General features: G+C 72.1%; 17 protein-coding genes. 10 read left to right on the top strand and 7 right to left on the bottom strand.

Annotated features, from left to right (window positions below):
- Window positions 1-109: 109 nt before the first annotated feature.
- Window positions 110-982, bottom strand: a complete 873-nt coding sequence (locus ACH4N1_RS15650; protein WP_398097481.1) for a DUF3558 domain-containing protein — start codon at window positions 980-982, stop codon at window positions 110-112.
- Window positions 983-1185: 203 nt separating this feature from the next.
- Here ACH4N1_RS15650 and ACH4N1_RS15645 point away from each other — a divergent pair, with 203 nt between their 5' ends.
- Window positions 1186-2379 (top strand): RtcB family protein, encoded by a 1194-nt coding sequence (locus tag ACH4N1_RS15645; RefSeq protein ID WP_398097479.1) that lies wholly within the window; start codon window positions 1186-1188, stop codon window positions 2377-2379.
- Window positions 2380-2450: 71 nt separating this feature from the next.
- Here ACH4N1_RS15645 and ACH4N1_RS15640 read toward each other — a convergent pair whose 3' ends face one another.
- The 3 genes from ACH4N1_RS15640 to ACH4N1_RS15630 are packed head-to-tail and all read right to left on the bottom strand — an operon-like array spanning window position 2451 to window position 4184.
- Window positions 2451-3206: a tyrosine-protein phosphatase gene (locus tag ACH4N1_RS15640; RefSeq protein ID WP_398097477.1), complete on the bottom strand. Its 756-nt coding sequence runs from the start codon at window positions 3204-3206 to the stop codon at window positions 2451-2453.
- Window positions 3207-3234: 28 nt separating this feature from the next.
- Window positions 3235-3408 (bottom strand): hypothetical protein, encoded by a 174-nt coding sequence (locus tag ACH4N1_RS15635; protein WP_398097475.1) that lies wholly within the window; start codon window positions 3406-3408, stop codon window positions 3235-3237.
- Entirely contained in the window at window positions 3405-4184 is a 780-nt protein-coding gene (locus ACH4N1_RS15630) for an SDR family NAD(P)-dependent oxidoreductase (protein ID WP_398097473.1), read from the bottom strand. The genes ACH4N1_RS15635 and ACH4N1_RS15630 overlap by 4 nt, the downstream gene beginning before the upstream one ends.
- Before the next feature lie 345 nt (window positions 4185-4529).
- On the opposite strand from ACH4N1_RS15630, the gene ACH4N1_RS15625 reads away from it, so the two are divergent.
- From ACH4N1_RS15625 to ACH4N1_RS15595, 7 genes are all read left to right on the top strand, one after another.
- Window positions 4530-5003: a MarR family transcriptional regulator gene (locus tag ACH4N1_RS15625; protein WP_366061684.1), complete on the top strand. Its 474-nt coding sequence runs from the start codon at window positions 4530-4532 to the stop codon at window positions 5001-5003.
- Window positions 5004-5005: 2 nt separating this feature from the next.
- A complete protein-coding gene (locus ACH4N1_RS15620; RefSeq protein WP_398097471.1) occupies window positions 5006-6034 on the top strand; it encodes a permease in 1029 nt (342 codons plus the stop codon).
- Window positions 6031-6840, top strand: a complete 810-nt coding sequence (locus ACH4N1_RS15615; protein ID WP_398097470.1) for a TIGR03943 family putative permease subunit — start codon at window positions 6031-6033, stop codon at window positions 6838-6840. Before ACH4N1_RS15620 ends, ACH4N1_RS15615 begins: the two co-directional genes overlap by 4 nt.
- A 230-nt stretch (window positions 6841-7070) precedes the next feature.
- Entirely contained in the window at window positions 7071-8216 is a 1146-nt protein-coding gene (locus ACH4N1_RS15610; RefSeq protein ID WP_398097468.1) for an LLM class flavin-dependent oxidoreductase, read from the top strand.
- Window positions 8213-8806, top strand: coding sequence for an FMN reductase (locus tag ACH4N1_RS15605; RefSeq protein WP_398097466.1), 594 nt, complete (start codon window positions 8213-8215; stop codon window positions 8804-8806). The genes ACH4N1_RS15610 and ACH4N1_RS15605 overlap by 4 nt, the downstream gene beginning before the upstream one ends.
- A gap of 91 nt (window positions 8807-8897) precedes the next feature.
- Window positions 8898-9677: a response regulator transcription factor gene (locus ACH4N1_RS15600; protein WP_398097465.1), complete on the top strand. Its 780-nt coding sequence runs from the start codon at window positions 8898-8900 to the stop codon at window positions 9675-9677.
- 9 nt (window positions 9678-9686) lie between these two features.
- Window positions 9687-11105, top strand: coding sequence for an ATP-binding protein (locus ACH4N1_RS15595; RefSeq protein ID WP_398097463.1), 1419 nt, complete (start codon window positions 9687-9689; stop codon window positions 11103-11105).
- Window positions 11106-11128: 23 nt separating this feature from the next.
- Here ACH4N1_RS15595 and ACH4N1_RS15590 read toward each other — a convergent pair whose 3' ends face one another.
- Entirely contained in the window at window positions 11129-11590 is a 462-nt protein-coding gene (locus ACH4N1_RS15590) for a hypothetical protein (protein WP_398097462.1), read from the bottom strand.
- 218 nt (window positions 11591-11808) lie between these two features.
- Here ACH4N1_RS15590 and ACH4N1_RS15585 point away from each other — a divergent pair, with 218 nt between their 5' ends.
- Together ACH4N1_RS15585 and ACH4N1_RS15580 are read left to right on the top strand one after the other, a co-directional pair.
- Window positions 11809-12324 carry a hypothetical protein gene (locus ACH4N1_RS15585; RefSeq protein WP_398097460.1) on the top strand — a complete coding sequence of 172 codons (516 nt, stop codon included), beginning with the start codon at window positions 11809-11811 and terminating at the stop codon, window positions 12322-12324.
- 86 nt (window positions 12325-12410) lie between these two features.
- Window positions 12411-13193, top strand: a complete 783-nt coding sequence (locus ACH4N1_RS15580) for a DUF899 family protein (protein WP_398097459.1) — start codon at window positions 12411-12413, stop codon at window positions 13191-13193.
- Between the two features lie 224 nt (window positions 13194-13417).
- Here the strand turns inward: ACH4N1_RS15580 and ACH4N1_RS15575 are convergent, their stop codons facing one another.
- Together ACH4N1_RS15575 and ACH4N1_RS15570 are read right to left on the bottom strand one after the other, a co-directional pair.
- Window positions 13418-13612 carry a hypothetical protein gene (locus ACH4N1_RS15575; protein ID WP_398097457.1) on the bottom strand — a complete coding sequence of 65 codons (195 nt, stop codon included), beginning with the start codon at window positions 13610-13612 and terminating at the stop codon, window positions 13418-13420.
- 5 nt (window positions 13613-13617) lie between these two features.
- Window positions 13618-14910: a hypothetical protein gene (locus ACH4N1_RS15570; protein WP_398097456.1), complete on the bottom strand. Its 1293-nt coding sequence runs from the start codon at window positions 14908-14910 to the stop codon at window positions 13618-13620.
- Between the last annotated feature and the right edge of the window lie 159 nt (window positions 14911-15069).

Genomic DNA, 15069 nt, shown 5'->3' with positions numbered 1-15069 from the left:
GTTCCTGCGGTCGGATCGGGGTCCGGTGGGCCACGGTACGCGGTGGAGAAGCCGTGCGTTTCCGCTTCGAGGGCATCGCACGCGCGGGGCCCGTGCGCCCGAAGTGGCCTCAGCCTGCCAGGGAGTCGGCGAGCTGCGCGGCCAGTTTCCGGGCGTTGTCCTGCATTTCCTTGCTGTCCGGCACGACGCCGAGGGACGTGGCCTGCTCCTCGTACTCGATGCTCACGATGACGTTCGACGTGCGGAACACCACAGTCACCGTGCGCTGTTTCGCCGCCGAACCGGAGCCGGCGAGCACGTCGTCGACGAAGGCCTCGTCCCCGAGATCGTCCAGGAGCCGGGACTGGAGGTCGGCGGAAGCGGAGGTGGAGGTGGAGGTTGAGGTGGGGGTGGAAGGGGAGGCGGACGCCGAGGCCGAGGCCGAGGCCGAGGCGGACGAGGACGGCGACGGGGAGGAGGCGGCGGCGGAAGGGGCCGCCGTCGTACCGCCGGAGGGAGTGGCCGCGACGCCGGCCGGCCGCGACGCGGTGGGCGCGGGCAGACCGGCCGCCGTCACCTTCTGGGCGAACAGCGTCTCGGCCTGGCCGTCGTCACTGACCGCGTTGTCGTACGAGACCACACGCTCGAAGTCGACGCTCAGGTGGTCGATGGCGTCGGTGGAGTCCGCCTTCCAACGGCAGCCCGCCTTGCGGTCCGTGTCGAACGTCAGCGTCGCCTGGCCCGCGTAGACGGCCTCGCGCCGCGCCTCGTCGGGGATCTGGACGATGCCCGGCAGAAGGGAGTCGAGGGTGCTGCGGCCCACCGCCCCGCAGGCCTCCGGGAGGGCGTCGTAGCGGCCCGGCTGAGCGGCGGCGGTCACGGTGCCGGCGTCGCCCGGATTGGAGTTGTCCGTCGGGCCGCCGTCGTCCGCACTGCTCGAGCAGCCGGCCAACAGGGCCGCGAGGAGAGCGACTACGCCGGGTACGTACGCCTTCCGCTGCACGGTCGGCTCCTCTCGACGGGCACATCGTGGGTGGCAGGTCCAGTGTCCCCGCTGGTTATTCGCTTGCCGGACGGGGGCGGCACCGGCAGACAATGTGTATCGCACGCAACGCCGTGGATGCCGGTCCGCCGTCTCTAATGCCGACCTTGGCACCGGTTTTGCGATTCGAGACTTCTGTTGTTTCCCGGGGGAATGAGGACGATATGTCGTACGTGGAGATGCCGGGCGCGAAGGTGCCGATCCGCATGTGGGCCGACCCCGCGACGGTCGAGGACGGCGCGCTCCAGCAGCTGCGCAACGTCGCCACCCTGCCGTGGATCAAGGGCCTGGCCGTCATGCCGGACGTCCATTACGGCAAGGGCGCGACGGTCGGATCGGTCATCGCCATGCAGGGCGCGGTGTGCCCGGCGGCGGTGGGGGTCGACATCGGCTGCGGGATGTCCGCGGTCAGGACGTCCCTGACGGTGAACGACCTGCCGGGCGACCTCTCCCGGCTGCGCTCGAAGATCGAGCAGGCGATCCCGGTGGGGCGGGGGATGCACGACAGCCCGGTGGACCCGGGCCGGTTCCACGGGCTGGCCACCGGGGGGTGGGACGACTTCTGGGGGCGGTTCGGGGGGATCGCCGAATCGGTCAAATTCCGTCAGGAACGCGCCACGAAGCAGATGGGAACGCTCGGATCGGGAAATCACTTTGTCGAGGTGTGCACGGATACGACCGGTTCTGTCTGGTTGATGCTCCACTCCGGCTCCCGGAACATCGGCAAGGAACTCGCCGAGTTCCACATCGGCGTGGCGCAGAAGCTCCCGCACAACCAGGGCCTGATCGACCGTGACCTCGCCGTGTTCGTCGCGGACACCCCGCAGATGGCGGCGTACCGCAACGACCTGTTCTGGGCGCAGGAGTACGCGAAGCACAACCGCACGATCATGATGGCGCTCCTGACGGACGTGATCCGCCGGGAGTTCAAGAAGGCCAAGCCCACCTTCGAGAAGGAGATCAGCGCGCACCACAACTACGTGGCCGAGGAGCGCTACGACGGGATGGACCTGCTCGTCACCCGCAAGGGCGCGATCCGGGCCGGTTCCGGCGAGTACGGGATCATCCCCGGCTCCATGGGCACGGGTTCGTACATCGTGAAGGGCCTCGGGAACGAGAAGGCCTTCAACTCGGCGTCGCACGGGGCGGGTCGGCGCATGAGCCGGAGCGCCGCCAAGCGCCGCTTCACGACGAAGGACCTGGAGGAGCAGACGCGGGGCGTGGAGTGCCGCAAGGACTCCGGTGTCGTCGACGAGATCCCGGGCGCCTACAAGCCCATCGAGCAGGTCATCGACCAGCAGCGGGACCTGGTGGAGGTCGTGGCGAAGCTGAAGCAGGTCGTCTGCGTGAAGGGTTGACGGCGTCGGTGGGGCGCGGCGCACGGGCCGCGCCCCACCTGGCTGCCCGTGCGGGCAGCGGTGCCATGCCGTCAGGCGGCTTCGCCCGAGGGCTCCAGGAGGTTGTTCCGGAGGGTCGCGGACAGGGTTTCCGCGTTCATGCCGAGGGCCTTCTCGACGTAGCCCTGGGTGGAGCCGTGGCGGGAGGCCAGTGCGGTCAGGTACAGGCGCATCACCGACGCGGGGGCGTGGAGGTAGTACGGCCAGGTGGGGGAGGCGCCGTCGTTGCGGGTGCGCCAGTCCGCGAGGAGGGCGGGGGTGGCGAGTTCGGTGAGGGTGTAGTCCTCGGTGATCAGGTCGTCGTCGATGCCCAGGAGGGCGAGGACCAGGGCGGCCAGCTGGCCGGTGCGGTCCTTGCCGGAGGCGCAGTGGAAGACCAGGGGGGCGTCCGTCGCGGTGATGAGGTGCAGGGCTTCGCGGATCTCCTCGGTGCCGTCCTGCGCGACCTCCATGTACCGCTCGGCCAGGTAGGGGCCGGGTTCGACGTCGGGGGTCTGTGCCGCCTGGTCGTAGAAGCGGTGCTCGATGCTGAGGTTGCGGTACGTGAAGGAGGGGTGGGCCGGGACGCGGCCGGCGCGTTCCGCCTCCCAGGGGTGGCGCAGGTCGATGACCGTGCGGATGCCCAGGGAGAGGAAGAGGTCCCAGTCGGGGGTGTCCGGGGCGAGTTTGCCGAGGGAGTCGGAGCGGTAGAGGCGGCCCGGACGGACGCGGTGGCGGCCGTCCGGGGTGCGGTAGCCGCCCAGGTCGCGGAAGTTGTGCAGGTTCTCGAAGGGGAGATGTCTGTCCACGCCGGTGAGGACCCGCGGGGGACGGGGCTCAGTTCCCGTGTCTCACCGCGTAGATCATCACGAAGGCGATGACGTGGATGCCGAAGAGGAAGTAGGCCAGGAAGTACCAGACCTGGCGTTCGTCCTTGGTCTCCTGGGCCAGGCGGCGTTGTTCCGCCGCCCGTTCGGGGGTCTGCGGGACTCCCGCCTCCGTGCCGGTCATCGCGGTTCCCGGTGGACCTTGGTGTTGGACGCCTGGGCGCGCGGGCGCAGGACCAGCAGGTCGACGTTGACGTGGCTGGGGCGGGTCACCGCCCAGGTGATCGTCTCGGCGACGTCGTCGGCGGTGAGGGGCTCGGCGACGCCCTCGTAGACCTTCGCGGCCCGGTCGGCGTCGCCGCCGAAGCGGGTGAGCGCGAACTCGTCGGTCCTGACCATGCCGGGGGCGATCTCGATGACGCGGACGGGCCGGCCGACGATCTCCAGGCGGAGGGTCTCGGCGAGGACGTGGGCGCCGTGCTTGGCGGCCACGTAGCCCGCGCCGCCCTCGTACGTGCCGTGGCCGGCGGTGGAGGAGACCACGACGACCGTGCCGTCGCCGCTCGCGATCAGCTTGGGGAGCAGGGCCTGGGTGAGGTTCAGGGTGCCGATGACGTTGGTCTCGTACATCGTGCGCCAGTCGGCGGGATCGCCGGTGGCGACCGGGTCGGCGCCGAGTGCTCCGCCCGCGTTGTTGACCAGGACGCCGACGGTCCGGAACGCCGTCGCGAACTCGTCGACGGCGGCGCGGTCGGTGACGTCCAGCTGGTAGGCCGTCGCGGAGCCGCCCGCCGCGGTGATCTCCTCGGCGAGTGCCTCGATGCGGTCCTTGCGGCGGGCGGTGAGGACGACGCGGTAGCCGGCCGCGGCGAGCTGCCGGGCGGTGGCGGCGCCGATGCCGCTGCTCGCGCCCGTGACGACGGCGATGCGGGACGCGGCGGACGGGGCGGCGGTGGCCATGGGGGCTGCTCCTCGGTTCCTCGGGCGGGGCGGACGTACGGAGAACGCGGGCGGTCGAACGCCTGCCCGGCCAGGATAGGCGGGTCCGTGCGCTCGCCGTCCGCGGTGCCCGCATGGTGACGGCCGTGCCGGACGGGCCGGGCGCCGCCGATCGTGAAGGGGGCGCGGTGGCGGTGCGGCGGGTGGCGGAGCGCGGGAGGGGCCTGGCGGCGGCTTCGTGCGGGGTGGGCCTTCGGTCCCGGTGGCCGGTGGTGGCCGGTGGTGGGCGGGGGTCGCGCTGTCGGCCGGGGCGGTCCGGGTACGTCGTACGATCTGCGGACGGCGCTACGAAGGGGTGTGCGGGCGATGTCCGGGAACGTGCGGTCGCGGTTGCTCGGCGAGTTGTCCGTCGTCTCCCGGCGGTATGTCGCGGCGTTCGCGCTGTTCAACCAGGCTGTCGCGGACCGGCTGGGGCTGCACCCGACCGACCTGCAGTGTCTGAACCTGCTGTCGCTGGAGCGGGAGCCGGTGACGGCGGGCCGGGTCGCGGAGCTGACGGGGCTGACCACGGGGTCGGCGACGCGGCTGGTGGACCGGCTGGAGAAGGCGGGGTACGTCGTGCGGGAGCGGGACGCGGCGGACCGGCGGCGGGTGCTGGTGGCGACGGTGCCGGAGCGGATCGCCGAGTTCGGGCGGACCTGGGAGCGGCTGGGCGGCGACTGGAGTCCGCTCTTCGAGGATCTGGACGACGCGGAACTGGCGGTGATCGTGCGGCACATGGGGCGGACGGTGGAGTTCAGCGGGGAGCAGGTCGCGCGGCTGCGGGGAGGGCTGGGGTAGGCATGCGGACGGTCGAGGGCGCCCGTACGGAGGACGGCGGCCGGATATCGGCCGAGGGGCCGGGGGCCGGGCGGGCGCTGCCGCGGAACTGGCCGCTGCTGCTGGTCGGTGCCGCCGTGCTGCCGGGCGCGGTGCTGGTGCTGGTCGGGCGGTCGCTGGAGGACCCGGCCGTGCAGGCGTGGCGGACGGTGTGTCTCGCGGTGACCGTGCAGGCGCTGCCGTTCCTGCTGCTGGGTACGGCGTTGTCCGGGGCGATCGACGCGTTCGTGCCGGCGAGCGTCTTCGGCCGGCTGCTGCCGAGGCGGGCCGCGCTCGCGGTGCCGGTCGCGGGGGCGGCGGGGGTGGTGCTGCCGGGTTGTGAGTGCGCGTCGGTGCCGGTGGCGAACAGCCTGATCGGGCGGGGTGTGCCTCCGGCCGCGGCGTTCGCGTTCCTGCTGTCGGCGCCCGCCGTGAACCCGGTGGTGCTGACCGCCACGGCGATCGCGTTCCCCGGCAGTCCGGAGATGGTGCTGGCCCGGTTGCTGGCCTCGCTGGTGACGGCGGCGGTGATGGGCTGGCTGTGGTTGTGGCGGGGGCGCGAGGAGTGGCTGAAGCCGGCGGTGCGGCACACCGGGCACCGGCCGGGGCACAGTCGCTGGACGGAGTTCCGGCGCGGTTTCCAGCACGACTTCCTGCACGCGGGGGGTTTCCTGGTGGTGGGGGCGATGGCGGCGGCGACGTTCAACGTGGCCGTGCCGCGTTCGGTGGTGGACGCCTTCGCCGGCTCGCCGTGGCTGTCGGTGCTGTTCCTGGCGGTGCTGGCGATCGTGCTGGCGGTGTGTTCGGAGGCCGACGCGTTCGTGGCGGCCTCGCTCAGTGGGTTCTCGCCGACGGCGCGGCTGACGTTCATGGTGGTCGGCCCGATGGTGGACCTGAAGCTGATCGCCCTCCAGGCGGGCACCTTCGGGCGGGCCTTCGCGGTCCGGTTCTCCGGCGCCACGGCCGTCGTCGCGGTGGTGTGCAGCGTGGTCGTGGGAGGGGTGCTGCTGTGAGGCGGTTCGCGCAGGTGGCGCTGCTGGTGCTGAGCGGTGTCGGGTTGCTGCGGGCCGCGCTGTTCTCGGAGGCGTACCTGAGGTACGTGAAGGAGGGGATGCGGCCGCTGCTGATCGCCTCGGGGGTGCTGCTGGTCCTGCTGGGGGCGGCGGAGGCGTGGTCGGCCCGGCGGCGGCCGGCGGAGCGGCCCGCGGAGGACGGCGACGGCGGTGACGGCAGCGACGTCGGTGACGTCGGTGACGGCAGCGGTGACGGCAGCGGTGACGGGCATGGGCATGGGCACGATCACGCGGGTGTGCCGCGGGTCGCCTGGCTGCTGTTCCTGCCCGCGCTGAGCCTGCTGTTCTACGCCCCGCCCGCGCTCGGTTCCTACACCGCCTCGCGGGAGGCGCCCAAGGCGGTGGCGGTGGTCGCCGGGGACGGTTTCGACCCGCTGCCCGCGACCTCGCCGCTGCCGATCACGCTGACCGACTTCACCCAGCGGGTGCAGCAGGACCAGGGGCGGGCCATCGAGGGGCGCACGGTGCGGATGACCGGTTTCGTCACGCCCGCGGACGGGGGCGGGGGCTGGTACCTGACGCGGATCATGCTGTCGTGCTGTGCGGCGGACGCGCAGTCCGTGAAGGTGCGGGTGTACGGCGTGGCGGCGCCGGAGGCCGACACCTGGGTCACGGTGACGGGGACCTGGCACGCGCAGGGCACGCTGGGCACGTCCTCGGCGGCGGTCGCGCTGGACGGTCGTACCGTCGCGGAGGTGGAGCGGCCGGTGAACGGCTACACCGACGCGCTGCCGCTCGGGTCGTAGCGGGGGCTGCGCCGATGATGCCCCGATGCCCCGATGCCCCGATGCCCCGATGCCCCGATGCCCCGATGCCCCGATGCCCCGGGTGTCACGGCGGGGGGCGGCCCGCGCCGTGATCGCGGGACGGGCCGCCGACGGCCGGCGGAGGGGGAACGCGGGGTGCGGAATACGAAGTGCGGGGTCACTGTTGGGCGGTATAGTTGAACCGTCAACAAGTTGGAGGGTGAGCGGCCATGCAGTTCGGGATCTTCACGGTCGGCGATGTCACGCCGGACCCCACCACGGGGCGTACGCCGACCGAGCGCGAGCGGATCAAGGCCATGGTCGCCATCGCGCTGAAGGCCGAGGAGGTCGGCCTGGACGTCTTCGCCACGGGTGAGCACCACAACCCGCCGTTCGTGCCGTCGTCCCCGACGACGATGCTCGGATACATCGCCGCGCGCACGGAGAAGCTGATCCTGTCCACCTCCACGACGCTGATCACCACGAACGACCCGGTGAAGATCGCCGAGGACTTCGCGATGCTCCAGCACCTGGCCGACGGGCGCGTCGACCTGATGATGGGCCGCGGCAACACCGGCCCGGTCTACCCCTGGTTCGGCCAGGACATCCGCGAGGGCATCAACCTCGCCGTCGAGAACTACAACCTGGTGCACCGGCTGTGGCGCGAGGACGTCGTGAACTGGGAGGGCACGTTCCGCACCCCGCTCCAGGGCTTCACCTCGACGCCCCGCCCGCTGGACGGCGTCGCGCCGTTCGTCTGGCACGGCTCCATCCGCTCGCCCGAGATCGCCGAACAGGCCGCGTTCTACGGCGACGGCTTCTTCCACAACAACATCTTCTGGCCGGCCGACCACACCAGGCGGATGATCGAGCTGTACCGGGCCCGCTACGCCCACTACGGGCACGGCACCCCCGAGCAGGCGATCGTCGGCCTCGGCGGGCAGGTCTTCATGCGGAGGAACTCGCAGGACGCGGTGCGCGAGTTCCGGCCGTACTTCGACAACGCGCCGGTCTACGGGCACGGGCCGTCCCTGGAGGACTTCACCGACCAGACCCCGCTGACCGTCGGCTCGCCGCAGCAGGTCATCGAGAAGACGCTGGCGTTCCGGGAGTACGCCGGCGACTACCAGCGCCAGCTGTTCCTGATGGACCACGCCGGACTGCCGCTGAAGACCGTGCTGGAGCAGCTCGACCTGCTCGGCGAGGAGGTCGTGCCGGTGCTGCGCGAGGAGTTCGCCAAGAACCGCCCGGCCGACGTGCCGGACGCGCCGACCCACCGGTCGCTCCTGGCGGCCAGGAACGCCGCCGCGCAGGACGCCGCCGCTCAGGACAACGCCGCGCAGGACAACGCTCAGGACAAGGAGACCGTCGCATGAAGCTCGTCGTCGTCTCGGCGGGACTGAGCGTCCCGTCGTCCACCCGCCTGCTGGCCGACCGGCTCGCGGCCGCCACCACCGGACGCGCCCCGGCCGACGTGCGGGTCGTGGAACTGCGCGACCTCGCCGTCGAGATCGCCCACCACCTCACCAACGGATTCCCCGGCCGGGAGCTGGCCGCCGCGCTGGAGGCGGTCACGGCGGCGGACGGGCTGATCGTGGTCACCCCGGTGTTCTCGGCGTCGTACAGCGGACTGTTCAAGTCCTTCTTCGACGTCCTCGACAAGGACGCCCTGACCGGCAAGCCCGTGCTGATCGCGGCCACCGGCGGCACGGCCCGGCACTCGCTGGTGCTGGAGCACGCGCTGCGGCCCCTGTTCGCCCACCTGCGGGCCGTCGTCGTCCCGACCGGCGTCTACGCCGCCTCCGAGGACTGGGGCGCAGCCGGCCTGCCCGAGCGGATCGAGCGGGCCGCCGGGGAACTGGCCGCGCTGATGAGCGGCCTGGCGGCGGCCCGGCCCGCCGTGAAGGACGAGTTCGCGGTGGTGCCGTTCGCGGAGCAGCTCGCGGCCCTGCGGCCGGCGGGCTGAGCGGGCCGGGGCGGGTGAGAGGCACGTAAGAAGGGCGCCCGGTGCGCCGCCCGGCACGCCGTGGGACCGTGCCGGCTGGGAGACTGGGCGCGTGTCCCACACGCTGCTGCTCGCCGAAGACGACCGTGCCATCCGTCACGCCCTGGAACGCGCGCTGACCCTGGAGGGCTACCGGGTCACCGCGGTCGCCGACGGCGTCGAGGCCCTGGCACACGCCCACAAGTCGCCGCCGGACGTCCTCGTCCTGGACGTGATGATGCCCGGCATCGACGGCCTCCAGGTCTGCCGGGTGCTGCGCGCCGAGGGCGACCGCACCCCGATCCTGATGCTGACGGCGCTCGTGGAGACCGCCGACCGGATCGCCGGCCTGGACGCGGGCGCCGACGACTACGTGGTCAAGCCCTTCGACGTCGAGGAGGTCTTCGCCCGGCTGCGCGCCCTGCTGCGCCGCACCGGTACCGGCACGCCGGCCGACGCAGCCGGGAAGGACACCTCCGGGAACGACACCTCCGGCACGGACACCACGGCGGGTGTCCCGCAGGACGCGGCCCCGGGGCCGGCGGCCGCCGCGCGTTCCCTGGAGGCGGCCGGGCTGCGCATGGACCCGCAGGCGCGGCGGGCCTGGCGCGGGGAGCGCGAACTGGAACTGACCCGGACCGAGTTCGAGCTGCTGGAACTGCTGGTGCGCAACGCCGGCATCGTCCTCGACCACTCCACGATCTACGACCGCATCTGGGGCTACGACTTCGGCCCCGGCTCCAAGAACCTCGCCGTCTACGTCGGCTACCTCCGCCGCAAGCTCGACGGGCCCGGCGCCCCGCAGCTGATCCACACCGTGCGGGGCGTGGGCTACGTGCTGCGGGAAGACTGAGGCGCACCCGTGTCCGGCTCGCTGCGGCGGTGGGTGTCCCGGCGACGCCCGCAGGCCGTCTCGCTGCGCACCACCTTCGCGGTGTCCTTCGCGGCGGTGACGGCGGCCGTCACCGTCGTCGTCGGCGTCCTGTCGTACAACGCCGCCGCCCGCCTGCTGCGGGTGGACCAGGAGTCCGTCTTCGACGAGGTCGTGCAGGACCTGCGCGACGAGGTGCGGGACCGGGCGATGGACCCCGCCGACTTCTCCTCCGCCGCGCCCGGCCACGACATCGTGCGCCCGGCCCGCACCGACGTGCAGGTGCTGGGGGCGGACGGGACCGTCGTCGACCCCGGGAACCCGGGGCTGCCCGTGAAGGACGCCGACCGGGGGATCGCCGCGGCGGCGGACGCGGGCACGATCGTCGAGCACAAGGACGTCGACGTCGGCAGCGACGTCTACCGGGTCGCCACCGTCGCGCTCGGCGGCGGCCGGGGCGCCGTGCAGATCGCGCAGGAGTTCAGCGACACCGAGGACCTGCTGCGGGCGCTCCAGCAGCGCACGCTGCTCCTGATGGCCGCGGTCGTGACGGCCGCCGGGCTGGCCGGCTGGTGGCTGGCCCGGCGCATCACCCACCGCCTGGTCATGCTGACGACCGCCGCCGAGGACGTCGCGCGCACCCGACGCCTCGGCGTCCAGGTGCCCGTCACCGGCTACGACGAGGTGGGGCGCCTCGGCCGCGCCTTCGACCGCATGCTGGGGCGCCTCGCCCAGTCCGAGGAGGACCAGCGGCGGCTCGTCCAGGACGCCGGGCACGAACTGCGGACGCCGCTGACCTCGCTGCGGACCAACATCTCGCTGCTGCGCCGCATCGACGAACTGCCGCCCGCCACCCGGGACGAACTCGTGGCCGACCTCGGCCAGGAGGCGCGCGAACTGACCGACCTGGTCAACGAACTGGTGGACCTCGCCGCCGGGCAGTCGGACACCGAGCCGCCGCAGCGGATCGACCTCGCCGACCTGGCCGAGGACGTGGCGGGGCTCGCGCGGCGCCGTACCGGGCGGCGGATCGTGGTCCGCGCCGCCGGCGACACCACCACCGACGGGCGGCCCGGCATGCTCCAGCGGGCGCTGTCCAACCTGGTGGAGAACGCCGCCAAGTTCGACCGCGAGGGCCGCGAGCCCATCGAGATCAGGGTGACCGGCCCGGACCTGCCGGGCACCGTCCGCGTCGAGGTCCTCGACCGCGGGCCCGGCATCACCGAGACCGACCTCACCCGCGTCTTCGACCGCTTCTACCGCGCCGCGGAGGCCCGCTCCCTGCCGGGCTCGGGGCTCGGCCTCTCGATCGTCCGCGAGGTCGCGCTGGCGCACGGGGGAGCGGCGTTCGCCTTCCGCAGGGCGGGCGGCGGCGCGGTGACCGGGTTCACGGTGGGCGGGGCGGAGTAGGCGGCCCCGGTGCCGCGCCGGGACTACCCGATGGGCCAGTGGGTGATGCTCACGGCCTGGCCGCAGTCGGTGGTGCCGGTCGTGCCCCGGCACACTCTGACGGTGCCGGTCGTGGTGTACGTGTAGCTCTTGCGCACGGTGAAGCCGACGGAGCCCGCGCCGCAGATCTCCGCCTGCTTGGTGGACGGCAGGACGACGAAGTCGTGGGCGAACCGGGTCCAGACCGAGTAGCACCCGGTACCGGTGTTGGTGAGGGTGCCGTCGAGGACGAGGGTGCCGCTCTCCAGCCACCGCTCGCCGGCCGCCGAGGCGGTGTCGTGGGAGGCGGACCAGGGGACGGTGGCGGCGGCGCCGGCGGTGACACCGGTGTTGGTGCCGATGCCGGTGCTCGCGGTGGCCGGGCCGGCGCCGTACAGGGCGAGGGCGGCGGTGGTGGCGAGTGCCGCGGTCGTGGCGAGCGTGCGGGTGCGGGTGCGCGGGGACATCGGGGGTCCTCTTTCGGGAGTGGGAGCTGTTCCGGGTGGTCTCCAGGCGGGCGGTGGTGCGTCGTGCCGCGAAACGGGATCATCGTGCCCATGACGCGCGAGGAGTCACCAGGACGTTTCCGGACGTACCTCCGGCAAGGTGACGAGAACACGACCACCGGCCCCGCGTCGGAGCGAGCCCTCCTGACCCCTGCGACCCCCCTGACCCCGTGATCCCCGTGACGACCATCGCGGTGACCGGGCACACCGACCTCACCGAGGACAGCGTCCCGCCGGTCCGCGCGGCCCTCGACGACCTGCTCCGGCGCCACGGCGCCCGTGGTGCCCTCGCCGGGGTGTCCTGCATCGCGGAGGGCGCCGACTCCGTCTTCGCCGAGGCCGTGCCGGCGGCGGGCGGCCGGCTGACCGTCGTCGTCCCGTCCCGCGACTACCGCCGCACCAAGGTCCGCCCCGGCCACGCCGCCCGCTTCGACCGCCTCGTCGAGGCCGCCCACGAGGTCGTCGTCCTGCCCCGCGAGCGGGCCGACCGGCAGGCGTACGGGGCCGCCAACGCCGTCCTCGTCGAACGCGCCGACCGCCTGGTCGCCGTCTGGAACGGCGAGCCGCCGGGAGGCCGGGACGGCGGCACGGCCGACGCGGTCCTGGACGCGCGGGCGGCGGGGGTGCCGGTGGAGGTGGTGTGGCCGGCGGGGGTGCGGCGGCGGCAGGCCCTCCGGGGCACGGCCGGGCGATGAGTTCCGGCCGTGCGGCGAGTCTGTTCCGGTGACCCATGCCGGGCGCCGTACCGCACCGCCCGGCACGAGAGACCACGGAGGACACCATGACGACCACACCCGGTGATCCCGCCACCGCGCCGCCCGGCCGCCCGCCCGTCGTCGACCCGGCCGCCTGGCAGGCCGCCCGCGACGAGCTGCTGGTCCGCGAGAAGGCCCACACCCGCGAGGGCGACGCCATCGCCGCGGCCCGCCGCCGGCTGCCGATGGTGGAGTTCGACGGGACGGCCGAGGTCGTCGGGGCCGACGGCCCGGTCCCGTTCCTGGACCTCTTCCAGGGCCGCGAGGAACTCGTCGCCTACCAGCACATGTGGTACGACGGCGCGCCGCACCAGGGACAGTGCGAGGGCTGCACCACCACCGTCTGGCACCTGAAGGACGCGGTCTACCTCAACGCCCGCGGCGTCTCGTTCGCCGTCCTGACCACGGGCCGGTGGGAGGAGGTCGCCCCCTACGTCGCGTTCATGGGCTACACCCAGCCCTGGTACTCGGTGCGCGGCGTCGACGCGCCGGTCGGCGGCCCGATGGGGCACCTGGCCTGCTTCCTGCGCGACGGCGACCGCACGTTCCTCACCTACTCCACGACGGGCCGGGGCAACGAGCGGGTCAACGCGTCCCTGGGGCTGCTCGACATGACGCCCCACGGCCGCGGCGAGGCGTGGGAGGACAACCCCGAGGGCCGGCCCGAGGGACGCGACGCCTGCTGGTCCTGGCGCACGGACGCGGACGGGAACGCCACCTGGGGCCCGACCAGCCGCCCCGTGCCGCAGTGGACCCGCCCCGGCGCGACCCCCGTCGACACCCTGGGCCGGCACGGCCCCCACCACTGACGCGCCGTCACCGGCCTGGGGTTGCACAGGGAAATGTGCGTTGACCTGGGGAAACTTGTCTCCGCAGTTCTCACTGGTCAACGCCGTTTCCCAGGCTCATGTGCCCTGGATGTGCCCTGCCGGGAGCCGCGTGGTTTCGGCGTCACTCTGGTAGCGGAGTGTTGCAGAAAGAGGGTGCAAGCACCCTAAACCATGACTGCCGTATACCATTCAGGATGCACAAGTCAGAACTGCCGGAGACCGTGCGGGCTTCGGAAGTGGTGCATGAGCCTCAGGGTGAGTTCTTCGGCGATCGTCGGCACCGCGGCGCCGATAGTCGCGGCGTCCCAGACCTCATTGGGCATGATCTGCACCGGGCCGCCGCGTCCGTTGCGTGCCAGGACCGCACGGGTGGACATTCTGGCGGCGTCCAAGCTCATCACGGTCAGGATCTCGGCGGGATCGAGAGCCAAGGCGGGGCGAATCGGGTTCGCGGGGCATCGTGGAGGCGCAGCAGGAACCGGAGCAGGTCAGCAACGCGTTCTTGGGTGTGCCCTGGGTCCAGCACCGGCATGTGCAGGCTGGTGGATCGGGGCAGTGACTCCCAGCAGGTTCGCTGGCCTGACTGAGTAATCGCCAGACCGACGCTGCGACCGTGCCTCGGATCGCGGACATACGCAGCGGCGAAGTCGGCTTCGAGGATGCTGGACACTTCTTCGGTGGCTGTGAAAAACGCCTCCGATCGCCCCCGGGACACGAGGTCGTCCTTCAACTGATTCATCTGGCGCATGGGCAGCCGAGGGCTGTCCTCCGGGATCAGGTGTACTTCCATCGTGGCGGTCTCGCTGTACCCCAGCGGTAGCAGCTCTTTGCGCCAGGAGACCGGCAGCGGTTCCTTGAGCTGCTGCCCGATGAGTGCGCTGGCGATGATCGGGGTGTCGACGGTGTCGGGGTGTGGAGACGGCGGCTTGGCATCGACTGCTCCGGGGGAGGCCAGGGCCTTGATGACGGCGATGGTCAGGGCTGCGGCGTTGTCGGCGGCGATGAGCTGGAAGCCGCCCGTATCTGTGTGCTGCTTGCTGCCGTCAGCCCGGTCACTGATTCCACGGATGACCAGAGCCGGAACCTGGTCGGCCATGGACGCGGCGCCTGCGAAGCCTGCTCCTTCCGTCTCGATTGCGGCGACGCCGTTGTAGTACTCGTCTAGAAGCTCCTGCAGCGCAGACGCCCGGGCGTTCACCACCACCTCGCCGGCGGCGATCGGTTTGAAGTGGACTTCGGGGGTCTCCTTGTCCCCTGACGGTAGGGCCTGTGCCCAGTGCGGGTCCAACACGGCGAAGCGAGCTGCCTGTTCAAGGCGGTGCGATGCCGGCCACGTCTCGGGCCGGGTCTTGAATGTGCCTTCCTGCTTTCCCCCGTGGTAGGCGAAGACCCGGGTCGCGACGACGACGTCGCCCAGTGCAATGCCGTGCTTCATGCCGCCAGCGATGCCCGTGAAGAAAACGGCATCCGGTCCGATCATGCGGATGGCGCGCTCAGTGAGAATGGCTGCGCCCTGGTTCCCCTGGCCGACCTGAGCGAGGTAGACCTCCCAGCTGGTTCCCGGGATCCGGCCACACTCGAAAATCGTCCCCGCCTCGTGGTCGATCCGCTGTGGGTTTGGTACCTGCGCCCGCACGGCTCGGTACTCCAGCGGCAGCGCGGTGAAGACAACGATCTTTCCGCTGGATGAACGCACGTAGCACCTCACGAAGACCGGATTTCCTACCCGAGCCCGAGCCCGAGCGACCGTGCAGTCCTGCACTGATACGCATGGGGCGTTAATCAACAGCGTAACTCTAGGGTCGGACAACTCTGTTCAGAGGCAAGGCGATTGAATGTAGATTCGATCCCTGCT

It is taken from the genome of Streptomyces sp. NPDC017202 (genome assembly GCF_044331705.1).
Taxonomy (GTDB): domain Bacteria; phylum Actinomycetota; class Actinomycetes; order Streptomycetales; family Streptomycetaceae; genus Streptomyces.
The sequence above is the reverse complement of the archived record's forward strand: the minus strand, read 5'-3'. Positions and strand labels throughout refer to the sequence as shown.